Consider the following 23,492-nt stretch of genomic DNA (forward strand, 5'->3'; position numbering starts at 1 on the left):
CTGACCGTCGAAGCCGTCAATCGGACAGTAGCGAGGATCAATCTACGCCCGCGCAAGCGCTTGGGCTGGAAGACGCCGTACGAAGTGCATACAGGGGTGAGCGTTGCACTTATGTGTTGAATTCAGGCGTAGTAATAAAGCCCCGTGGCATCGCGTTCTTTATTGGAATAACCCACGGTTTTGTAACGGGCCTCTACTTCACTTCTACCGGTAAACCACGCCGTGGTGCCTAAGGGGTGGTACGTCTCGTGGCTTATCAGCGCACCGGCGCTGTCCAGCTCCAGGGTGCAAGAGCCCAGATGATCGCTGGCGCTGTAGCGGATTTGATCGTTGGCCACTGGCGGTTCAGTTTCCCAGTGCAATACCCGCACGGCGTTGCGCCCGGCTTGCACCACGATGACGTGCAGGGTTTCGCTGGGGCGGGTGCGGATTTCCAGGCCCGGCAGGTAGCGCACTTCGCGTGTCACCGTGCGGGTGTGGGTTTGGCTCGATTGCACCTTGCGCACCCGCAAGCCATCGCCGCCGTAGAGGTAGCGTTCGCTGTCGTCGGGGGCGCTGTCGCGCTGCACCGGTTGCACCTCATGCAACTGGTTGCGCCGGTCCCAGGCCAGGGTTTGCCCGGGGTGCAACTCCAGCACATTGCCCACGGGGTCGTAGGCGTAATGCAGGTTTTGCAGCACTTGAGGCCCCGCCGCATGCAAGCGGATCAAGCGGCCGTCCTCGGCGCGGTAAGTGAGGGTGGTGACCACGCCATTGCCGGCGGTTTCCTGCTCGGTGCGGCCCTGGGCGTCGTAGCGGATGGCCGACACCAGCGTCTGGCGGTGGCCCTGCCCGGCCAGTTGCAGTTGCACCTGGCGCAACTGGCCGCTGGGGGTGTGGCTGAACAATTGCCGGTGGCCCTTGGCGTCGGTTTGCTCGACCACCTCGGCCACGGCATTGAAGCGGGTGTGGCTGGTTGCACCTGGGGCGGGCTCGCCACCCTGCGTCCACGCTGCGGCTACCCAGCACTGTGCCGGTAAGGGAATAAACCGACGCCAGGTTGGCTGGGGCCGTGGGATCCGCCCCGAGGCGCGGGTCCCACTGGGCCACTGCTCGCCCCGCGGCGTCGTAGGCCGAGCGGCTAATGCGCGCCTCGGCCGGCCCACTCGCCGCCGTGCGGCAATAGGCCACCGAGCGCACCGCCAATGCTCGCGGGTCGAGGGCGGTAAGGGTGGGGGTGGCGCGGTGCACAGTGGCCATGGTGGTGCCTCGTCGGTGGGTGTTCGCCAGAAAAGCGCGCAATGGCAGGGCTGGCTGCTGTGGTCAGGGCATTACTCATTTCCAGAGCGGGAGCAAAGCGCATGCGATGCGTGCAAGTAACTGGTGTAGTGGCCAATCCGGTCATGTACATAGGCCGCAGGAAGTTTATTGAATTCGCCCCTTACACTCGGCCCGCTGTAGTCAATACCCACCTGGTCATCTTTAAGGGAGAACAACTGCATAAACACGGTGGGTATAGCAATCATTTTCTCAAGCCGCGCAATAGCCTGGGGGCTGTTCACATCAATATCCGGAAAGTCATATCTGGCATTTCTGAACAATGTTCTGTCATCCAACGCATAAGCCGGATCTTCTTCAGCAGTGGCCTGCCTCACAATATCGCCAATAACGAAAGCGCCTGCGTTAGCGGTGTGGGCCATGGGAAATGTTGGCCATGGGTCGGCGATCACCAGTTCTTTAGCCGGCAGCGTCCTCGGATCGCCGATTACCGCAAAAATATGGTCAACGCCTTGGGCATTCACCGTGAAAACCGGTTTCATCGTTTGAGTACTGGCCAGAAGATTAAACGCTATATCGGCATGCTCCTGACAGTTACCTACGCCATATTCGAGAACCATGGCCATAAGCGCCTGCGAAGTAACGCTGCGTACAGATTGCAGTTCTTTCGCATTGTCCAAAGGCGAGCGCCACACATCCAACCTTTGATTATCCGAGCCATAAGGCAAAAATGCCTTGGTAATAATATTGGCGTAATTAGCCTGCTGCAGTGAGGTAAAGGTTTCTTGGCCGACCGGAACAACCTCATTTTTTATCGGCCCACGAAAGTTAGACTCATACATCAACTGGGCCGAATTTACTTGCGACCCCGTCAACCCCAATACTTGCACTTGCTCGTCGGTCAGGTCATTGATATCAACCGGCAGCAATCCCTGAACATCGCTGAACCGCACCGGTGCATTGCTGACAAAGGCATACCAGTTGCCCCCCACGACTTCCCCTGCCGGGTCCGGATTAACCCAGCGCTGTAACCACGGTATGTAATACCTAAAGCCGTAGTAATACAGCCCCGTGGCATCGCGTTCTTTATTGGAATAACGCACGGTTTTATAACGGGCCTCTACTTCACTTCTACCGGCAAACCACGCCGTGGTGCCGAAGGGGTGGTACGTCTCGTGGCTTATCACCGCACCGGCGCTGTCCAGCTCCAGGGTGCAAGAGCCCAGATGATCGCTGGCGCTGTAGCGGATTTGGTCGTTGGCCACCGGGGGCGGGGTGTCCCAGTGCAGCACCCGCACGCTGTTGCGCCCGGCTTGCACCACGATGACGTGCAGGGTTTCGCTGGGGCGGGTGCGGATTTCCAGGCCCGGCAGGTAGCGCACTTCGCGTGTCACCGTGCGGGTGTGGGTTTGGCTCGATTGCACCTTGCGTACCCGCAGGCCATCGCCGCCGTAGAGGTAGCGTTCGCTGTCGTCGGGGGCGCTGTCGCGCTGCACCGGTTGCACTTCCTGCAACTGGTTGCGCCGGTCCCAGGCCAGGGTTTGCCCGGGGTGCAACGCCAGCAAATTGCCATTGGCATCAAACGCGGCGGCGATCTCGGCCTCGGTCGGCGGTTGGCCGTTGCGCTCAGGTAAACAGCGGTTGCTGTGTTGTGCGGCAGTGAGGGTACGGCCGTGGCTTTGCGGGCCTTGATGCGCCAGGGCCAGCAGGTTGCCGCCGGCATCGTAGGCGTAGGTTTGCCGGTAATTGGCGCGGGGCGCCGGGTCGGCAAAGGGCGAGAAGTGCGGGCCTTTGTTGGCCGCGCCGGCCTCCCACCCGGTGGCCTGAGTCAGTTGATAGAGGCTGTCGTAGGTGTAGCGGTTGACCGGGTCGATGCGTTGGTTGGCGTGGTAGCGCACCGGTTGCGCCTGGTCCTCGATGCTCAGCACATTGCCCACGGGGTCGTAGGCGTAATGCAGGTTTTGCAGCACTTGAGGCCCCGCCGCATGCAAGCGGATCAAGCGGCCGTCCTCGGCGCGGTAAGTGAGGGTGGTGACCACGCCATTGCCGGCGGTTTCCTGCTCGGTGCGGCCCTGGGCGTCGTAGCGGATGGCCGACACCAGCGTCTGGCGGTGGCCCTGCCCGGCCAGTTGCAGTTGCACCTGGCGCAACTGGCCGCTGGGGGTGTGGCTGAACAATTGCCGGTGGCCCTTGGCGTCGGTTTGCTCGACCACCTCGGCCACGGCATTGAAGCGGGTGTGGCTGGTTGCACCTGGGGCGGGTTCCAGCAGGGCATCGCGCTGCGCGAGCGCCTCGGGCCAATCCGGCGCATCGAGTGCCTGGAGAAAACGGCGGGTGTGCTGCAACGCCTGGCCGGCCACGCCGTACTCGGTAAACAGCACTGTGCCGGCCGGGTCGTCGTGGCGGATCAACTGGCCCCGCTGGTTACGGGGGAACGTGCCGTCGCCATAGCGGTAGCGCTCGGTACAACCACCCTGCTCGAACACCGCCAGCGGGCGCAACCGCAGGTCGAAGGCGTTGCGCCGCAGCGTGCCGCGCCCGTCCCAAGCGTTCATCCACTGCTGCGCAGCGCCCCACAGGTTGCGCCGCCACCCGGCGTCCACGCTTTCGGTGCCCAGCACGTGGCCCCGCAGCGAGTAAAGGGTCGCCAGGTTAGCCGGCGCGCTGGGGTCTGCCAGCAAACGCGGGTCCCACAGGGCCACGGCCCACCCGGCACGGTCATGCTCTGTGCGGTGGATGCGCACATCCGCCGGGCCATCGGCGGCGCTGCGGCAATAAGCAACCGAGCGCACCACCAGGCCACGCGGGTCGAGGGCGGTGAGGGTGGGGGTGGCGCGGTGCACAGTGGCCATGGTGGTGCGTCCGTGGGGAAGTTCCCGCAGCAAACACCTTGAAGGGCCGGCGGGCTACTGTCAGAACTGACAGTAGCGACAGACGGCGGCCCGCCCCTCGCTTGCGCCCCGAGTTTGCGCTGGGCTGGTGCAGCCTAGTGGCGGTACGATGGCCTTCGGTTTATCTGGAGTGCCCTGCCATGTTCATTGGCGTTTTGCTGGTCGTCACCTGGCTGGTGTTGCTATTGCGCTACCCGGCCAAGGCTGTGCCGGTGTCGTTGGCGGCGGCAGTGGGCCTGGGCCTGGTGGCCACTTGGGTGGTATGGCTGGACAACCGCGAAGCGCGGCAACTGGCGCGCCTGGAGTTGCGCATCAGCTACGCGCCCCAGCAGTGCCCAGCCGACCGCCCGTTGCTGCTGGCCCTGAACAATGGCAACGACGTGCCACTGACCGAGTTGCGCTGGCGCATCGCCGCCTATGCGCCGGGGGACACGGTGGACCTGGCAGACAATCAGTACGCCGCGCCGCGCTACCGTGGCCCCGGGCAGTTGCAGGCCGGCGCCGATTGGCAGGATTGTTTGCCATTGCCGCCGCTGCGCCCAGGCTATCGCCCGCAAACCCTGGAGTTTCGGGCCGAGCGCTTGCAGGGCCATTTTTCCGATTGATCCCTTTTCTTGCACAAGGAGCGCGCTATGCCTGTGGTGTTGATTACCGGTTGTTCCAGCGGCATTGGCCGCGCGTTGGCCGAGGCGTTCAAGAACGCCGGGTATGAAGTCTGGGCCACGGCCCGCCAGGTCGAGGATGTGGCGGCCCTGGTTGCGGCCGGGTTCAACGCAGTGCAGTTGGACGTCAATGACAGCGCCGCGCTACAAGCCCTGGCCCTGCGCCTGGAACAGCATGGCAGTGGCCTGGATGTGTTGGTTAACAACGCCGGTTACGGCGCCATGGGGCCGCTGCTCGATGGCGGCGTGCAGGCCCTGCAGCGCCAGTTCCAGACCAATGTGTTCGCCCCGGTGGGCGTGACGGCGGCGCTGTTCCCACTGCTGCGGGCGAGCCGGGGGCTGGTGGTGAACATCGGCAGTGTCTCGGGGGTGCTGGTGACGCCGTTCGCCGGGGCCTATTGCGCGTCCAAGGCGGCGGTGCATGCCCTGAGCGATGCGCTGCGCATGGAGCTGGCGCCGTTCGGCATCCGGGTGATGGAGGTGCAACCGGGTGCCATCGCCTCGAGTTTTGCGAAAAACGCCGGGCATGAGGCCGAACAGTTGATAAACGAAACCTCGCCCTGGTGGCCCCTGCGCGAAGGCATCCGCGCCCGCGCCAAGGCCTCCCAGGACAAACCCACCCCAGCCCGTGACTTCGCCGCCGACCTGCTCAAAGCCGTGCAACAAACCACGCCCCCGCGCCTGCTACGCCTGGGCAACGGCAGCCGCGCCCTGCCGCTGCTGGCGGCGCTGGTACCCAAGGGGTGGCTGGAGAAGGGGCTGATGAAGCGGTTTGGGTTGGCGGGGCGGTTGTAGGGGCGCCGAGGAGCAGGGCTTGCTCGCGACAGCGGTCGTGAGGCCGCGAACGCTGGCATGCCAGGCACCCATCCTCAGTAATACAGCGGCGTTCGCGGGCCTCGATGCCCCCGCACTTCTTCAAGTCGGATTAAGTACTGAGCGGAATTCGTAGCCCTGGTGCCCATAGCGCTCACTTTAAAATCGGCGTGAGGTGAAAATATGCGCTCTTGCTCGCCGTCGGCTGTCAGCGACGACGTCATGACAGATGCACTGAAGCCGCGGATTTCCATCAGCACGGGAATGGTGCCGGTCATAAAACCCTCGGCTACGGTTTTATCCCTGGAGACGGAAAGCGGGCTGAGGGAGTACAGGATGCTTCCTGCTTCAATCGCATCGGAAAAACTATCCAGGGCAGCGGAGGTGACATCCTGCCCTCGGTAAAAGGTGCTGACGGCCTGGTTGGATTGTTGGTAGAGCTGATTGGCGACTTTTTTCATATCTGCCACATCAAGCGTGTCGGCTACCGCGATCAAGTTCAGTTTGCGCTGTGTGCCTGTACGCCCCTCAAAGTGATGGCTGCCATGACGCGCCGCCAATTCCGACACCACCTTTTTGCCTGAAACGGATAAGGGCCGGTTAGCCCTCAGTGCCGAGTTAATCGCTGAAGAGCCCGCGTTAGTGGAGTAGATGGCGAAAAAATCCTTCATGTTTTCATAGCCCCCCCCACTTATTGTTTTTTGAGGCGCCGAGTCCAGGCTCATCGCCTGGGCTTGCGCCGAGAGTGCAGAAACATCCGCTGGTATCTGCGCCCTGAGCCGTCTTACAACGCCACTAATTAGTTCGGGCGGGTAGCTTTCGGCGTGCAATACCTGCTCCATTTCTTGTATTGCCTGTTCGGGATTTTTCCTAAAGGCCTTAATAAACACCTTGGAGTTGAACATTTTTCTGAACAAATCTCCCTCCGGCGTCAGGCCATCGGGATCAACCAGATTGACGGGATTGTTTCTGACCATCCGGTACAGATTGAGGCCATCGATCGCACCCGCCGGGTCCGGATTAACCCAACGCTGCATCCACGGTATGTAGTAACGCAAACCATAGTAATAAAGCCCCGTCGCATCGCGCTCCTTGCCTGAATACCGCTGCGTTCGATAACTGCTATCGCTTTGATCGCTAAACGCCGTCGTGCCGAACGGATGATAGGTTTCGTGGCTGACGATCTGGGCGTCGCTGTCCAATTCCAACGTGCAGGAACCCAGGTGGTCGGCCAGGTGATAGCGGTACTGGTCATTGCCCAGGTGCTTGGGTGCACCCGATTGCCAGTGCAGCACCTGGACGCTCACTAGCCCGGCCTGGGCGGTGATGACGTGCAGGCTTTGCTCCTCGCTGCTGCGCATTTGCAGCCCTGGTAAATAACGGGTTTCGCTGATGAGCGTGCGCGCCTGGGTGTGCGCCAGGTAGACCTTGCGCCGGCGCAGGCCATCGGCATCGTAGATATAGCGCTCGACATCATTGAGGGCGCTAGCCCGTGCCACGGGGCAGACCTGCTGCAACTGGTTGCGCCCATCCCAGCTCAGGTGCCGGCCCGGCTCCAGGGCCAGTAGGTTGCCATTGGCGTCATAACGGGCGGCAATTTCCGCTTCGCTGGGTGGGTGCCCGTTTTGGTCAGGCAGGCAGCGATTGCTGTAGCGGGCCACGGTCAGTTTACGGCCATGGTGTTGTGGCCCTTGATGAATCAGCTCTACCAGGTTGCCGCCAGCATCGTAGCGATAGGTCTGTTGGTACTGGGCGACGGCGTTGGGGTCTTCAATATGCTTTGGCCCGCGCCGGGCGCTGCCAGCCTCCCACCCGGTGGCGTGGGCCAATTGGTAAAGGCTGTCGTAGGTGTAGCGATTGATAGGGTCAATACGCTGGTTGGCGAAGTGGCGAACCACCATGGCTTTGTCCTCGATACTCAGCATGTTGCCCACCGGGTCGTAGCTGTAATTCAAGTCCTGGAGTCGCTCGCCATTGGCCGCTGTGGAGCGCAGCCGGATCAGGCGGCCGTTCCAGGCGTCGTAATGCCATTGGCAGGCGACGCCATTGCCACAGGTTTGCCGCTCGATCTGCCCCTGGGCGGTGTAGTGGATGTCACCGGCCAACACCTGGGGGGCCGCCGCGCCGTTAAGGTGTAGCGCGCAATCGCGCAGTTGGCCGTCAATGGTTTGGTTGAAGTAGTGGCGATTACCCTGCGCATCGGTTTGCGTCCATAACTCGCCCAGGGCATTGAACCGATACGCGCTTAGCAGCCCTTCGCCAGGTTCGAGCAAGGCATCGCGCTGCGGCAACGGCAGTGGCCAGTTCGGTGGCTCCAGTTCACGCAAAAAGTGCCGGCGTTGCTCCAGCACTTGGCCCGCCATGCCATAGCCCTCCCATAGCGATGTGCCTGCCGGGTCGTCGTGGCGAATCAGTCGCCCGCACAGGTTGCGACCGGCCAGGTGTGCCTCGGCACCCGCGTACTCGTAACGTTGCGTGCAACCTTGCTCGAACACCGCCAGGGGCCGCAGCAAGCCATCGTATTGCGTCAGGCGCTGAAGACCGCGAGCGTCCCAGGCCTGCTCCAACGCCCCACTTTGTGCGTACAAACTGACGCGCCAACCCGCATCGACACTGCGCCAACCCAAGGTTTTGTCACTGAGCGCCCAGATGTTCAGCACGTTGGCGGGCGCGCCAGCATCGGCTGATAAACGGGGGTCCCATTCAGCAACTACTCTGCCAGCATCGTCGAAGGCTCTTCGTTGGCACCGTAGCTGCGCAGGCTGATCCGCAGCATTGCGCCAGTAACTCACGGTGCGAACGGCCAGGTCACGAGGGTCGATCACATTCAAGGTGGGCGTCTGGCTGTCAACCGAGCGGGCGGCAGCGGTTTTGCCCTGCTGCGCCAGCACCTCTTCCCAGGTGTCGTTTTCATCCTCAAAAAGGCTGTACCAAGGCCGGTACGTGTAACGCCGCAGGTAGCCTTCCTTGGCCATGACGGTACGGCTCGGACGGCCAAGTGGGTCGTAGAACTGCTGGTCGTAATAACCGAATTGCCTGAAGCAGGCGTCGTCAATGTAGCGAGGCTGATCGGCGAAATAAGGGCGGTAGCGCCGCACCGCTTCGCCTTTGTTGTTGTACTCCACGCGCTCGCTGACCCGCCAGCGCGCCACCGTGTGCCAGGTGATGGGCTGGCCTACCTCGTCCAGTACCAACGCCCCCGCCTCACTGACCTGATAGGCATCACCAGGTTCGGCTTTGTCCTTGCTTTGCAAGGCCCGGCCAAAACCGTCCCAACAGGTCAGGGCAATCCGAATTTGCCGTCGCGGATCGCCGGGGTAGCGGTCGGCTTGCAAGGTGGCCGAGTGCATCGGTTCGCGGGGCACCTTTGGAATCAACGCAAGCAAACGCTGACGGGCTTGCGTCAAGCGCTCCAGGGTCGGCAACTGGCGAGCGCTGGCACGGATATGCCCACTGGGCAACACATCGCCCCGGGCAATGCATTCCTCCAGCCAGGCCGCATCTTTACGGGCTGCCTCGGGCACGATTCCCATCCAACTGAACGGGTCCTCAAAGTAGGCCGTTGCAGCGTTGAGCAAGGCGTTGTCGGGGGCCTGGATGGCGTAGGTTGGGGTGTCGTCTTGTGGGCGCTGATAGTCCTCTATCGGCGCAAAGCCAACGGGCACGCCCAGCTCTGTCCCCTGATGACTGGTGGCAAACACTTGGCCGAACGCTCCGTAGCAGGCTTGTTGGACAGTGCGATTGGCGTCAACCGTTCGCGTCGGCAGCAGCAGGCGGTAATCGATGCTGTCGACGCGGGTCTGGCAACCGTCCGGCAACTGCACGCGGGTATTGAGCAGCCAACGAGGGTCATAGCCCAGGTGGGTGACCCCGTGGCTCAGAGTCGGGCGCACGGTCAGTACGTTGTAAAAGCCACTCAGCGGCGCATAGGTGTTGAAGCCGCGCTTGACCGACCATAGCGGCGTTTGGGAGTTCGCCCCCCCGTCCAACACCCAGGGCATCTTGTGATAACCGCTCGCCAAGAGCCTCGCCTCAAGGTCGAAGGGCATTTCACCCTGCTCGTTTCGCAACAGGTCATAAGCCGCTAGAGCGGTGCTATCGAGTTCAGCAATTTCCTGACAATCGGCCAAGGCCTCGAAACTGGCGGCGCCATCGGGCAGGGGGAGGTAATGCGAAAGGTCTGTCGGGTCGCGATAACGCTGTACCGATTGGCGAACCAACACCCGTTTGGCGTGCGGGTGCAGGGGGTTGTCGTCGCTCTGGCGGCTAAAAGCCTCGTAGCTGATGGCCTGGGGGGTCAAGCCTTCCGGCCCTGCGCCTTTACCCAATCGCCAGGCGTTCTCCCGCTGCAAGTACGCCAGGCCCAGGTGCCAGCCTTGCAGCTGCGTGAGATGGATAAACTGCGCCAAGGTTTCGTGCAGGTAATAGGCCTGTTGCGCCTCATCGTGGGCATCACTGCACCAGCGTTCATCGGGTTGCACGGGTGGGTTATCCCCAGCGCTCAAGCGGCGGGCATAGCTGACGACAATACCCTGGTTCAATTGGCCAAAGGCATCCCAGCGCAAACCGACACTGTGGCGACAAGCCGGGTCATTGGCCTGTTGCTCGTAGTGGTAGCTGATGGCCTCCACGGGCAGCGTCAGCATCACGGTATAAGGGGCAAACCGGCCACCGACCGGCCGATCCAACTGGCGCACCAGGTAGCGATTTTGTTCCAGGGTGTACGGCACGCCCACGCCGCCATCGGCGGCGAATGTCTCAACGCGCAGCACTTGGCCGGCAAGCGCCACGAGCATGGCCTCGCGCTGCGGGCCGCTGGGTTCGGTGATTTGATCGAGCCCGTCTTGCTCGTGATAACGGCTCAGCAGGTGAGGCCCTAAGGGCTGGGCGCTGGGGTCACCCGCAAAGCAGCCCTCGCAGTGCTGGTGCAAATCACGCCCGACATGAAACCAGGTCTTGCGCAACACCGGCGCGCTGTAGCCCTCCTGATGGGGCCCTGCAAACGCTTCACAATCGGTGCTCAGCAGTAGGCCAAAGCCACGCCACTCACGTTCCGTCGGGTCATAAAACCCCTCTCGATAAGTAAACCGCTGGGTCAGTCGATTGCCGGTGATTTCGTCATGCTGGGTCTGGTTACCGACCACGGGCACGGGAAAGGGCAAGCGACACACTGGCGAGCGGCCGCAGGCCAGTAGGTGGTGCTTCTCATCCAGCCACTCCTGGGCCGAACTGCGGTAACCGATCGTCGTCGCCGCCCCCATGTTGTTGTTGGTTGCACAGAGCAAATAGGGCTTGGCCCTGACAAAGTCGTAACGCCAATGCCGGGGCGTCATATGGGGAACCGTCAGCACCAGGCTGGCACAACCCAGCCCCTGCAAGTCGGCGGTACTGACCTGACAAAAGCGGTCGTAGCACACGCCTTCTGGCCATGGCAGGAAAATGGGCTGGTTCTGAAAGCCGTTGCCGCTACGGTTGATGAAAATCAGCGCACCCTGAGGTTGTAGGTAAATCAGATCGGCGGCACCGGAACCGTCCAGATCCGCCAGCAGTACCCGCGAGGCGTCAAATTCTTCGTAGGCAAACGTCAGCTCGCTGAACACAAAGCCTTTGCCGAAACGCCCGCGGCCCAGGTTGGGCCAGCATTTGAGTTCGTTGTGGCGGAGGCGGATCAGGTGTTGCTGGCCACTGCCCATCACATCACTGAACGCCACCAGTTCGCAGGCGTTGTTGCTGGGCATTGGCAAGGCGTCCTCGTCAACTTCACGGGCCACCTCTTGCCCAGGGGCAAAGCCTTTTTCCCGGCGGTTGGCGTACAAGCGCACACTGCGCGGGCCGATCATGGCCAAGTCCGACAGGCCATTGCCCATCAGGTCGACCAACTGCCCCTGCGGGTGGAAAAACTCCTGGGGGAACGCCTCCAGCGGGGTAAAGTTCGACCAACTGCGCTCGGGCTTGCAGGTGAAGAAACCCGCCAGACCAGGCTGCGCCATTACCCAATCGAGCGAACCGTCGCCGGTGATGTCGCTGAGAAATTGCCACACAGGCTTTGAGCTATTGGTGTTGGGGAACTGCTGGAGTTCGCACCAGGGGCCGTAGGCCACCTCATCGGCATGGCTCGCCGGTGTAGCCCGCAGCGGCTCGCGGTAGTACCAAGCCTTGTCATCACGGTACAGGATGCCCGGCAGCCCCTCACCATACAGGTCCACCAACTGGTAACGCTGTCCGTCATTGACGCCGGGCATGGGTTCAAAGGCTTCAAAGCGCTCAGCGCCCCACTGGAGATCGAAGGGGTTGTAGTCAAACTCCATCGGCGGGCGGCCCTGCGCCTTACCGTCAGGGCCAAAGGCCTGGCTGTGGGCAGCGCACAGATGGTTGTAGCCCAATGCCGTTTCCCGGTATTCCAATAGCAGGCGTTGCACCAACACGGGTTCGGGGCCCAACTCGGGGAAATCGTGGAACATCAGGACTTGCCGGCACAGGCGCCGCGTTGTCAACTCAAAGCCATACTCGAAACTGGAGTAAGGATCGGTACGCTCGGGCCAGGGTTGCGACGCTTCGTAGCCGGGTATCGACGTCAGCGTATAGGGCCGCTCGCCGTAGTCGAACACCAGGTGAAACAGCCATTGCACCCCCTGCCAACCCTCGGCGCGCCAGGCGTAAAGCTGATCGCATGCATCCAGGTTGCCGTAGTGCACCTGGCTCAAGTAACGCTGCGCACGGTAGTCACGCGGCTGATGCTCATCCGGGCCCTGGTCGTCGCTCAGGTAGGTGTACACGATGTGCTCGCCTCGGGTGTTGAGGCTTTCATCGAGCAACCAGACGCCCACATGCTGCCGGTCATCAGGGTCGGCCCGGCGTGAGGCGTGGCTTTTGCCATACAGGTGCAAGCTGCCGTCGGCGTCGTGCAGTAACCAGAAACCGGCCGGGTCGGTATCGTCGGCCCAGTGCTCGACCAAGGTGAAGGTATCTTCGATCCTCGGCCAGTAGCGTACGACGCGGTGATCGCCCACCGGCAAGCCGTTGTAGTGGCTCACACTCCGGGAGACCAGGGCACCCGTGTGGCTATCGCGCTCAGGCATCCACGTTTGCCCTTGCGGGCCGACGAACAGGTCACCATCGGTGTAGGCCGGCACGCCCTTGGCGGTACGCCGGGTAATAGCCTTGACGGTTTTGCTCCAGCCAAGGCCAAAAGGGCTGTTACCGGTACTGCTGCTGTAGCCGAGCGACAAGGACGGCGCGAACCCCCGGCCGGGAGAAATCGGCAACGCCAGCCCAAACGAGGCCGCCCCTCCCGTACCCACTACCCCCAAGCCATCGCCAATACTGCGGATGGCCCCACCGCCCTTGGGCAGTGACGGTGGGCTGACAACCTGCGCTGCGTCACGGCTCACCCTCAGTTCCCCCCCGCCCGCGCGGTATAGCGCAGGTGCACGATGATGTCGGTCAGGCTTTGCAAGGCGGGCAGTTGCTGCACGTGGTTGGGGAAGTGCAGGACCCAACGCGAGATAGCCCCGGTGCCTTCAAACGGCAGGTAACGCTCGTCATTGAAGTCGAAGGTGAATAAGCCGTCGTCGTCCACCCCGCCCGACAGCGCCACTTGCTGGCTGGCCCGCAGGTTTTCCCGCAGGCTGCCGTCGGCCATGCGCACGCCACTGTAGGTTTGGGTCAGGAGGGCGCGGATGTCTTCGTAAGGGCCCAGGGTCACGGGCAGCGATACGCTGATGCGCTTGATCCGGCGCAGCAAGTGGCCGGGATAGTCCTTGTCGAACATCGGCTGGGTCAGTTCAAAGGCCACCACACCTTCGTCGAGCAGACGCGCGGTGACGGTGACCCAGTCCTGATTGATGGTCGAGGCCGGGTCCTTTTCCCGCAGTTGGCGCACGGACACTGTCTTGGTGATTTCCAGGTGCCGATCGTTGCGGGCCAGGTAGGCGGCCTCCATTTTCAGCAGTTGCAGTTTCAACGCCTCGCCGGCGCCCAAACCGCGGTAGCTGTCGTTCCAGGCGCCGGCCTGGATAAAGCGGCTGGTGTAGTCGGCCAACTCGAACTGCCAGCAGGCTTCGGCCGCCAGGCACAGGGCCAAGGTCGCGTCGTAGGCCTGGTAATAGAAGGTGGCGAACTGGCCGTTGAGCCATTGGTAGAGCTGGGCATTGGTGAAACGCTTACCCAGGAAGGCGTAGGTGGCCAGCGCTTGCTCCTGGGCCACCAGGGCCTGGCGCAACTGCAACTCGGTGGCCTGGGCCTGGGCTTTGAGCACCTCCATCTGGGCGTCGAGGTGTTCGATTTCGAGTTGCGCCTGGTCGCGGGCGAGCGTCCATTCTTGGTGGCGGCGGCGAAACTGTTCGGCGCGGTCGATGGCTTCGGCACTGCCCTGGCTGATGGCTACAACACCATAAGCCACGGCCTCGACCATGCCCGGTACACCTTCCAGGCGCCAGCCACCTACATGGGAGCCGGCCATGAGTCCGTTGGAAAATCCGACAACCGCACCGCCCCCTCCCCCTACCGCGTTCGGCGGAATCTTCAGGCCTCCCCCCACAGCCTTGGCGGCCGCCCCAACACCCTCTGCCACGCGGCCGATCAGATGCAGAGCGGCGGCTACGACCTCTCCGGTATTGACGACCTCATCCGCCAATTTGGCGTAGAACTTCAGCCGCCCCTGGGCGATCGCCTTGCTCGCCTGCAGCGCTTTGTGGCTTTCTTCGTCAATAAGGTGCGCCTGGCGTTGCAGGTCGATGGCAAATTGAGTGAACTCCCAGGCTTGCTGGCATTGCAGTTCCTGCAGTTGCGCCTGTTCCTTGCGCTCGATCAGCGACAACAGGGTTTGGCCGAACTGGATCAGGGTTTCCACCGCGCTGGCGGCGCGGTTGTGCATCACGTGGAAGCGGTAGTGCGGCACATCCTGGGCCAGCAACCGGGCACTGCCGCCACCGGCCGCGCCCTGGCCGTAGGCCGCCAGCAGGTCGCGAGGGTTGAGGGGCGCGGCAAACAGCGGCAGCGACAGGGGCTTGCCGTCCAGGGTGCGGTTGTTGCGCAGGTTGGCCAGGCGCGACTCGGCGATGTCCCAGGTGTGCACCAGGTGCTGGTTGATCGGCAGGCGCAAGTGGTCGCTGTCCAAGTCCGCCAGGCTCGCGTCGTGGCCGAAGGTGCGCAGGTACAGCGGCGGCTCGGCAAAGCTGTACAGCGAGTGGCCGTCATTGGCCGCGGCGCTTTGCTCGCGCTGTTGGTCCTGGGCGATCAAGCGCTGCTCATAGGCGCGCAACCCGGGGTTGGTGGAATCGCTCAGGGCTTTGAGGGTCATGGGCGTCCAATGGTCCACCAGGCGGATATCCGGCCGCGGGCCCAGCAGGTCGAGCACGCGCACGTACCACAGCTTGGCTTCGCCAAGGCTGTCGGGGGTCAGTTGCCGGTAGGCCGCATCGCCGCGGTCCAGCAAGTTCTTGATGTAGTGCAGGTAAATGGCCTTGCGGTAGCGCACCGGGTGGCTGCTGGCGATGCCGTCCGGGTCGGCGGGTTTGCGGGTGGCGTGGTCCATTTCGGTCCCGGCCATGGGGTCATCCATCAATGGCCGTACGTTCCAGTAAGCCGGGCGACCATTACCTGCCTTGCGCGCGGGGTCGAAGATAAAGCCCAGCCACTGCTCGGCACCGTCGAACTGCTGCTCCAGGCTCAGGCGCTGGCTGACCAAAAAGGGCAGGTGCAGGAACAACTCCCAGAAGTACTTGCCGTTGGCACCGTGGAAATCCATGAGGTTGCGGGCCGCGGGCGGTTGCAGCGGAGGTTCTTCCAGGCCTTGGGTTTCCCACGAGAGCAGGTTTTCCAGGGCGATACTGGCCCGAAAGATCAGTTCGCGTGCAAACAAGGTGTTCATGCGGATGGGTTGGCGTGCGGCGAGGCCATCGTCGCTCTGGGGGATACCGGAGCCGGCAAAATCGATGAACTCAGCGATACCATGGATAGGGCTCGCGCGGGTGCTGATACGTGGAGCGATAAGCGGGCTCCTGACTTGAGCAACCAGGTGCAATTCAACTTGGGTTAGTTTAAGGGCATGGCCGACTTCTACGTTTCCCGAGCCGGGGGTCACGGTATATACCTTGACCCCATGTATCAACGGAATTTTTTTATAGTTCTGTGGCCAACTTACATTCCAATCAGGCAGCAGCGTATCCGTACTGATAGGTATATTTATCGAATATGTATTGGGCGGCTCCCTCTCCAAAACAACACTCGTATAATTAAGCGCGCTGTAACCCGGATGCACAGGCGTCAGGCTATTAAGGTTCTGCGGCCTGAATATGGCTCGTTGAAAACCAAGAGGATCACTAACGGATACACTACGCACATGCCGGTTAACGATCTGACCCGCAGTGGGCTCAATTCGCTGATATTCAAACCTCTTTATACTTCCTACTCCCTCGCGAAGAGCATCCAGAGCCTTCTTGGTTATTTTTTTTCCGGCAAGTGATTCAAACTGACCGGCCAGTATATGAGTCAGCGTGCAGAGTACGCCGGTGGTATCTCGAAGAAAACTGGCACCATGAGAGTCCTGATTAAATAACCAGAGTGCAAAATAATACTTCCCTGCGGACTCGTTAAAAGCGTCCCCGGAAGAATAAATATAAGAACCCTCCAAAAGAGTATAAAGACCCAAAGAGTCAACTGGAGTGCCAGTTGCAACTTTTAGGTTTATCCAACCGATATTTATATCTGCACCAGCCAAAATAACTTCAACTTCCACAACGGGCGTTCTAAATGGAGCCATTATCTTCGAGTCAAATTCAAGGCGCTGCATCGCTGAGTTATATCTAATATCCACATCTTTTACGGGTGCTGCAATTTTGCTCTGCCACCGTTTATAGTCCCAAGAGTCAACACCTGGGTGCGGCATACTGTTCTCGATACTTTTTATCTGGATACTGAACGGAGGAAGTTTGAATTGAAAGCGCCCCTCATTAGCGTGGGCAAAAATACGACTGACCTTCAACACATGGGCTTTTTTATCCCCGGGGGTCACTTCCATTTGAGGCACCTTGCCAACATATGGAAAAAGGGGGCTCACATTAAAGTTCTTATCAACAAATGCCGTTTTCAGAAAAGCGTATTCATCGTCTCTCCCTTCATCTGAATGGCCGGGGGTATAGCCGGCATACATCGCTACGAACATCGCCTCCGGCGATGTCGAACTGTCCTGCACGGCAATGCAGTTAACCCACTCTTCAAGATTCTCCGTCTTGAACCGCGGCGCCTCGCTCCACGCCTCGATACAGGTTTGCGGCACACTCCAAGTGTCGTCGTATTTTTTGTAGACCATGTTCAAGCGCAACATCGGGTTGTTCTTGATGGTGGTGACCGGTGAACCCGGTTCTAGGGGGGTCGGTGGAGCACCGGGAACATAGCTCTGTTCGACGGTGGTCGCCTCCGGGCTGTTATCCACGCACTCGATCCAAAACACAAACAGCCGGTTATTGAACAACACTGGCCGTATCGTGCGTTCAATGGCGCCGGCCGAGATGGGTAAGTTGGCTTTTTTCCAATCCGACCAGGCGCCGGGTTGCGGGTAGTCGAACTTGGGGCGGTTGGGGTCGGTGCCGGTGAGGTTTTTATAAGTGCGTTGGGACATGTCCACCGAGCGCCAGTAATACACACTTTCGGCGCGGGATTTACCGATGAAGTAGTACATCCCGTTCTTGAAGTCGTCGGTGTTGATGTAGCCATTGATGATGGTCAGGTTGGCCACTTCTTCAAAACTGGCCAGGTAGCTGAGTACCGCTTCCTGGGCGGTGTCGATGTGGATCTTGTTCTGGTTGAGGTCGTTCTCCAGTTGCTCGAAATAGGTCGATTTGCTCAGGCGCAGCGAGGGGTCGATGTACACCTCGGGGTAATACTGCAATTGCTGGTTGGCGGCCCAGATGGGGTATTGGCTGTTGATCTCGCGCCACTGGGTTATCAGGTGTTCTTCCATGACCCGGTTTTCGTAGCCCGGCTCCATGCCCATCAGCGCACCGTTGATGTACTGCTGCAGGCTGGCGATGGCCGACGCCACGGGGCTGGTGGCCACGTCCTGGGAGACCTGGACATCGAGCAACTTGTACTCATAGAGGTCATTGGCGGTCTTGATTTTGTCGTTGAGCCCGGAGCCGACGAATTCCTGGGCGTTGGGCACCACCTCGTCGAGGTAGTAGGCCACCAGGGCGTCGCGCAGGGTTTCGTTGAGCTGGGCATCGATGGACTTGGACATGGTTGCTCCTTGCAAAAATGATGGCGGTCAGGCGCGGCGGCTGGCGGCTATGGCGGCTTCACCCGCCGCTTGCCACGCCACACTGGCGCTGTCGGCGTGCAACGCGGTGGCGGCCAGCAGGTCGGTGGCGGTCAAGCCGCTGGCGGCGCAGGCCTGTTGACAGCGCAGCACCCAGTCCACTTCGGCCAGGGAGGTGGCGCGGCCCAGGGGCAGTTCCTGGAACAGGCGGGCGATGTCTTCCTGGCGCCAGCCCAGTAGGTTGGCCAGCACCTCGGCGCTGGCCTGGTTGACGGCGCTGCGCAGGGCTTTGTTCTTGAGTTGGGCCTTGGCCGGGTTGGCGCTGATGAAGTAGCCCAGCAGGGCTTCTTCTGCCTGGCTCTGGCGGTTGAACCACTGGCTATAGCGGCCCAGCAGGTAGAGGCTGGCCCATGACAGCGGCCCCCCTTGCGCCGCGCCCAGCCACTGCGGGTGTACCAGGAATAGGCGCAGGGCGCTGGTGCTTAGGCGTAAGTGCAGCGCGGCCTTGGCGTGGCGCAACACAGCCTTGAACTGGACGATCAGCGTACTGCTGCCCTCGGCGTTGGTACCCACTTGCAGCACCATCGCCAGCAGTTGATAGACGCTAGTCTGGGCCCAGTGCACCACCACTTGGGTACGGTCCATGGGCAGGTTGACCAACTCCTGGGCCAGGCCTTCGATCAAGCGCAATTGCCGGCCGTGGGCGGCCATGAGCAGGGTGCCGAGTTTCTCCAGGCTGGCAGCCCTGACGGCGGGGTCCAGGGCCAGTGGTTGGAGGGCCCGCACCAGGGCGGCCTGCAATTGCGCCTGGGTGTTGTCGGCCAACTCCAGGGGTTGTTCTTTGACCAGGCCCGTTGGGTCGAGCAGTGGTAGCAGCACGCTGCGCCAGTTGATGGGGTCGCCGGGGCCGCGGGCCTGGGTGGTTTTTTCATGTGTGGGCAGGTTCAGCGCCAGCAGTTGCGCGTCGCTCACCAGCACCGCGCGGGTGTCCTCGGCGAGCTTCGCCACGCGGTCGGTCAAGCCTTCGGGCGGCAGGTAGTCGCCCGGGTCCAGGCCCAGCAATTGCCGCACCAGTGGCACCGTTTGCTTGCTGTCCTTGAGCCAGGTCACGGCCCAGTCCATTTGCATCAGGAGGTCGAGGATATCGGGCTCGGCACTCAGGGGTTCGCCTTCGTAGATGTTCTCGACCTTCATATCTCGATTGCCCTGGGCACCGCATTTGACTCGCAAATTGGTGAGCGTTGCCGCGCCCTCAGTGATGGCTTGCCAAGCCTCCCGAGTGATTACCCTACCGCTCAACGACAGGGTTTGGCCGGGGGCAATAGGCGCAAGGCTGAGCGTGCTGCCGTCGACATTGCGCAAAACGTTCGCCAGCGCCGGCTGCGGTGGCCAGTCGAGGGTAAATAACCGCGTGGGGGCTGCCTGGGTAAAATCGACCCCTTGGTTGACGAGCAACGCGGAGCCCGGCAGCAGGCGTAACACATCACCCGCCTCAAGAGGATCAGCCACCAAGGTCAAGCGGATGTCGTATGTAGCGTCAGAATTTTTGGCCTCGATTATCATCGGGCTCAACGGCCGCTCCCCTTGCTGCGCCAGGCGCCCGTTGCTGAGCAAGCGCTGGTAGCGTTCGCCGCCCAGCAAGTCGACCAGCGCCCAACTGTCTTCGGGTGTGAGGCCGAACAACTGCGCCATCCGGGCCTGGCGATACAGCGATGACACGGTGGCCAGGTCGCGGCGCAATGGGCCCACGTAGAGCTGGGTTTGCCCGGCCAGACGAAAGAACGAGGTCTGGGTGGGCTGTAAGCCCAGGCCGGCACACAGTTGCGACACGGTTCTTTTCGAGGCGGCGTCGGTGCCGGCCAGGTTGAAGGGCTGCTGGTCAAGCACCAGTGGCACGTCGAACAGCGCCGCCTTGTTGAACACCTGGTCGAACAGCGGCACGCGCTCGCCCGTGGCGTAGGGCGTGAGGTCATGCACAAAAGCTGCAAATTGCTCGGCAGTGATGCTGTAGCGCCCGCTCAAGTAGCGATAAACCCCCAGCACCCGCAAGGTGTTGATGTTCAGGTCCATGGTCAGGTTGTGTTCGCCTTCGCTGCGAATGGCGCTGATGATGAGTGTGTCCAGTTCGGCGAAGGGAAGGTCGAACCAGCGCTGCAAACGGATCATGCGTTGCAGGCGGTCGAAGCGGTTGGGCGAGGTCTTGGTCAGGTACCAGTAGGTGGCGTTGGCGGTCTTGACCTCCTTGAGCCCCATCGAATTGTCGAATTGGTCGCGTTGAATGGAGGCGGTGGTGGCCGGCGTGACGCTGTCATAGCGGTCCGAGCCCTGGCCGTTGACGTAGCAGGCGCCGTAGTGGGACGCATGGGGGTACGGTTTGCCCCGCCCCGCCCCATTAGCCTTGACGTTGGTACTGGGGCAGTTGGGCGATAGCCTGGGGAAGCAGTTGCGCTGGGACAGCAGCGCCTCGACCTGCTCGGCATTGGTCGCGGTTTTGTCGAGAAAAGTCTTGAGTTCATTGAGCCCACCTTCGACCTGGCCGCCGGCACTGACCACATCGAAGTGGTTTCTGAAAAACAACACCTGCTCGTTGGTCCACGTGATGTTTTCATCGAGTTCGAGGGTAAAGCTCAAGGCTGCCAGTCCTGCAGGCGCCTGCAAGGTCCCAGTGGTGGTGGTCACCACAAATGCAGCGCGATAACCCGCAAACACCGGGAACGCTGGCCCGCTGTTGTCCCACGTGATATTGGGCAGCAGCGTGGAGCCATTAGGCCCATTGAGATAGTTGAAACGCCAGAGGTAACGGGGATCGGTGGTTCTTGTACCGAATTTGAAGTTGGCTACGTGTTTTTGCGCTGTACCGGCCTTGGTGAATTCCAGCGTGGCCAGGTTGACCCCATTGTAGTCACTGACCAGCGCATCGGCAGGCGGCACGACCTGTTGAATCGCGCTCTGCCCGGGACGCAAAACAAAGCCCATGCCCATAGCCTTGTGGGCATTGAGATGGCAATTCCAAGGCCCATCCCACCCTGCAACCAGTTGTGCCTTGGACAGATAAAACGTCGTAAACAACGAAGGCTCAATCAGCAATTTCTGCTGCTGTGGGCTCAGCCCGGACAACAACCGCTGCGCCTCATGGGGGGCGTTCTGCACGGTGCCGTAGACATTGCGGCTGCCTTGGGTCGCGGGCAATTCAAAACTGACCCGGTAATTCAACTCGCCCAGTTGCAGCTTGTTTTGCGCCAGCCCCAGGCGGCACTGATGGTGAGCGAAGTTGTAGGGAAAAATAAACGGATGGCGCCGGTTGGCGAGCAGGTCATAGACCGGCAGCGGCATACCGGGGATGCCCTGCTGGTAACGCTGGATATCACCTTTGAGTACCTCGTTGACCTGGTCCAGCATCGGCCTGGGCACAAAGGTGCTTTGCGGGTCGATCACGAGCGCCTCGATATCGGGGCGCCGCGTGCGCAGCAGGATTTTGGGGTGAGTGCCCTGCCCGGACCCCTCCAGCGTGCGGGTGGCGAAGTGGAACAGAGAGCGCAGGTAAGCCACGGGCGAGTCGATCGCGGCGATGGCGCCCACCTTGCAGAACTCATCCCAGTTTTCCTTGAACAGGTTCGGGTAACTGGGCCCCACCTCCGTCAGCGCCCGCACGCCGGTGCGCTGGGTCAGATGCTGGGGTTTGCCACTGGACACCTGGTGCTCACGGTATAAACGGCCAATCTGGGTGGCGTAGCACAGTGCGTTTTCGTAGGCCAAGGCGCCGTCGGCATCGCAAATTTCCCCCAGGCGCTCGACAAACTGCGGCTTGGGTTGGCCGATGATATCGAACACCGACGCAATGCCCAGTTGCTGCATGGCGGTCACGAAATTGACCTTGCCCCGTGGAGTTTTCTTTGCAGCGGGGTCGTTGACCAGGTTGAGCAAAAGACGATCGCTGTGATCTGCCATGGGAGCCATCTCTGCGCAGGGGAAATTGCCCTTGACCCTACGACGGTTCCGGCATTTGCGAACCTGTCAGATCTGACAGGGGGCGGTACTTTTCCGACCGATGGCAAGCGACTTTGCAAAGCACCCCACCTGTGGGTGGCCTGCTCAACACCCACTCTCCTGCCCCGCAGGTAAGGGTGCGGAAGGCTAGCCGCCCCCCTCGCGCAGCTTCAGAAAATCAATGAACGCCCGCACCTTGAGCGGCAGGTGGCGGGTGTTGGGGTACAGGGCATAGACGCCCTGGCGGGTGAAACGGTGGTCGGGCAGCAGGTGCTGCAGGTGGCCGGCGTCCAGGTCTGCCTGAACCAGCCATTGCGGCAATATCGCCACGCCGTGCCCGGCCATGGCAAAGGCGCGCAGGGTGGCGCTGTTGTCGGCCACCACTGCGACCTGGCCGGCCTGGGGCTGGTAATCGTGCTCCACGCCTTGGGGGTCGGTCACGCTCAGGTGCGGCACGCGGCCATGGCCCAGGGTGGGCAGGTGTTGCAGAGCTGCCAGGCCCGTGACCGCCCCGTGGCGGGCCAGCAGCGCCGGGGCGGCGACGGCGAACACGTCGAAGGTCGCAAGCTGCACCGCCCGCAGGTTGGAGTCGAGCAGGCGGCCCAGGCGGATCGCCAGGTCGAAGCGCTCGCCAATCAGGTCGGCGTGGGTCGATGAGGTGGACAGGTGGATATGCAGCTGTGGGTGCTGCTGGCGGAACAGCTCCAGCGCCGGCACCACTTTGGCCAGGGCATATTCCACGGTGGTGGTGATGCGCAGCGTGCCCTTGAGCTGGCTGTGTTCGCTGCGTGCCTCTTCGATGGCCAGGCGTGCTTCGTCCAGGGTGCGCAGGCAACGCAGGTAAAAGCGCTCGCCGGCATCGGTGAGGGCCAGTTGCCGGGTGTTACGGGTCACCAGGGTCACCCCCAACTCCGCCTCCAGGCGCTTGAGGTTGAAGCTGACCACGGCGCGGGTCTGGCCCAGCAACTGGGCTGCCGCCGTGAGCGAGCCGGCCTCGACCACGGCTTTGAAGGTGTCGAAACGATCCAGGCTGACCATGGGCGGGCGCCTCCTTTGTCAAAATAATTTTGACAAACTAGCAGCCATCGCGTCGTTTCCCTAGCCAGGACAACGCCCTACCCTGCGGGGCCGCCCCTCACGCCGAGCCCTTTGCATGACCGACTATCGCGATTTTTTCAACGAAGTGATCCACACCTTGCTCGACATCGAACAGTGGTTCGCCGGCACCGCCGAACCGGCGCTGCTGACGCGGTTGCTGGGGCGGTTTTCGCCCGAGTTTTCGATGGTCGCGCCTGATGGCAGTGCCTTGGACTGCGAGGCCCTGCGCGGCCTGTTCGAACAACTGGGCGGCACCCGCCCCGGGTTGCGCATCAGCCTGAGCGACCTGCGCGGCCTCGCCCGCCACCCCGGCGGCGTCACCCTGAGCTACCGCGAATTGCAATCGGACGCCAGCGGCCCCCTCAGCGACCGCCGCGCCACGGCCGTTATCGAACAACTGCCCGGCGGCGCCCTGCGCTGGCGGCATTTGCACGAGACGTTTTGCTGAAGGGGTGGGGTGAAAGTTCCTCTGTAGGCAAGAGCCCGCTCGCGATGGCGACATTACTGGCGACAACAATGTTGTGGTTG

At 61.8% G+C, this 23,492-nt stretch carries 8 protein-coding genes and 2 pseudogenes; 4 read left to right on the forward strand and 6 right to left on the reverse strand.

Annotated elements, in window-relative coordinates; translation table 11 throughout:
• Positions 1 to 120 (forward strand): annotated as a pseudogene (locus AC19YT_RS08355) (IS30 family transposase); the annotation flags it as partial.
• Positions 121 to 128: 8 nt separating this feature from the next.
• Here the strand turns inward: AC19YT_RS08355 and AC19YT_RS08360 are convergent.
• A pseudogene (locus AC19YT_RS08360) lies at positions 129 to 848 on the reverse strand (RHS repeat-associated core domain-containing protein); the annotation flags it as partial.
• Positions 849 to 1,310: 462 nt separating this feature from the next.
• Positions 1,311 to 4,109, reverse strand: coding sequence for an RHS repeat domain-containing protein (locus AC19YT_RS08365; protein WP_500610089.1), 2,799 nt, complete (start codon positions 4,107 to 4,109; stop codon positions 1,311 to 1,313).
• Positions 4,110 to 4,288: 179 nt separating this feature from the next.
• Here AC19YT_RS08365 and AC19YT_RS08370 point away from each other — a divergent pair, with 179 nt between their 5' ends.
• Together AC19YT_RS08370 and AC19YT_RS08375 are read left to right on the forward strand one after the other, a co-directional pair.
• Entirely contained in the window at positions 4,289 to 4,753 is a 465-nt protein-coding gene (locus tag AC19YT_RS08370) for a multidrug transporter (protein WP_095106139.1), read from the forward strand.
• 27 nt (positions 4,754 to 4,780) lie between these two features.
• Positions 4,781 to 5,605 (forward strand): SDR family oxidoreductase, encoded by an 825-nt coding sequence (locus AC19YT_RS08375; RefSeq protein ID WP_500610090.1) that lies wholly within the window; start codon positions 4,781 to 4,783, stop codon positions 5,603 to 5,605.
• A gap of 74 nt (positions 5,606 to 5,679) precedes the next feature.
• Here AC19YT_RS08375 and AC19YT_RS08380 read toward each other — a convergent pair whose 3' ends face one another.
• The 4 genes from AC19YT_RS08380 to AC19YT_RS08395 form a co-directional block, all read right to left on the reverse strand.
• The gene (locus tag AC19YT_RS08380; protein WP_500610091.1) at positions 5,680 to 13,014 is read right to left on the reverse strand and encodes a SpvB/TcaC N-terminal domain-containing protein; all 7,335 of its coding nucleotides are present in this window, start codon (positions 13,012 to 13,014) and stop codon (positions 5,680 to 5,682) included.
• Positions 13,015 to 13,016: 2 nt separating this feature from the next.
• The gene (locus AC19YT_RS08385; protein ID WP_500610092.1) at positions 13,017 to 17,861 is read right to left on the reverse strand and encodes a Tc toxin subunit A-related protein; all 4,845 of its coding nucleotides are present in this window, start codon (positions 17,859 to 17,861) and stop codon (positions 13,017 to 13,019) included.
• A gap of 27 nt (positions 17,862 to 17,888) precedes the next feature.
• Entirely contained in the window at positions 17,889 to 21,827 is a 3,939-nt protein-coding gene (locus AC19YT_RS08390; RefSeq protein WP_500610093.1) for a Tc toxin subunit A, read from the reverse strand.
• Positions 21,828 to 22,013: 186 nt separating this feature from the next.
• On the reverse strand, positions 22,014 to 22,904 hold the full coding sequence (locus tag AC19YT_RS08395; RefSeq protein WP_500610094.1) for a LysR family transcriptional regulator: 891 nt from the start codon (positions 22,902 to 22,904) through the stop codon (positions 22,014 to 22,016).
• A 115-nt stretch (positions 22,905 to 23,019) separates the two neighbouring features.
• On the opposite strand from AC19YT_RS08395, the gene AC19YT_RS08400 reads away from it, so the two are divergent.
• A complete protein-coding gene (locus AC19YT_RS08400; protein ID WP_500610095.1) occupies positions 23,020 to 23,412 on the forward strand; it encodes a DUF4440 domain-containing protein in 393 nt (130 codons plus the stop codon).
• Positions 23,413 to 23,492 lie beyond the last annotated feature (80 nt).

The sequence above is a fragment of the Pseudomonas sp. MF08875 genome (assembly GCF_059862525.1).

Excerpts from the sequence above, each read along its gene's own strand:
- AC19YT_RS08365 (WP_500610089.1), bottom strand. The coding sequence starts at position 4,109 with ATGGCCACTGTGCACCGCGCCACCCCCACCCTCACCGCCCTCGACCCG.
- AC19YT_RS08370 (WP_095106139.1), top strand. The coding sequence starts at position 4,289 with ATGTTCATTGGCGTTTTGCTGGTCGTCACCTGGCTGGTGTTGCTATTG.
- AC19YT_RS08375 (WP_500610090.1), top strand. The coding sequence starts at position 4,781 with ATGCCTGTGGTGTTGATTACCGGTTGTTCCAGCGGCATTGGCCGCGCG.
- AC19YT_RS08385 (WP_500610092.1), bottom strand. The coding sequence starts at position 17,861 with ATGTCCAAGTCCATCGATGCCCAGCTCAACGAAACCCTGCGCGACGCC.
- AC19YT_RS08390 (WP_500610093.1), bottom strand. The coding sequence starts at position 21,827 with ATGGCAGATCACAGCGATCGTCTTTTGCTCAACCTGGTCAACGACCCC.
- AC19YT_RS08395 (WP_500610094.1), bottom strand. The coding sequence starts at position 22,904 with ATGGTCAGCCTGGATCGTTTCGACACCTTCAAAGCCGTGGTCGAGGCC.
- AC19YT_RS08400 (WP_500610095.1), top strand. The coding sequence starts at position 23,020 with ATGACCGACTATCGCGATTTTTTCAACGAAGTGATCCACACCTTGCTC.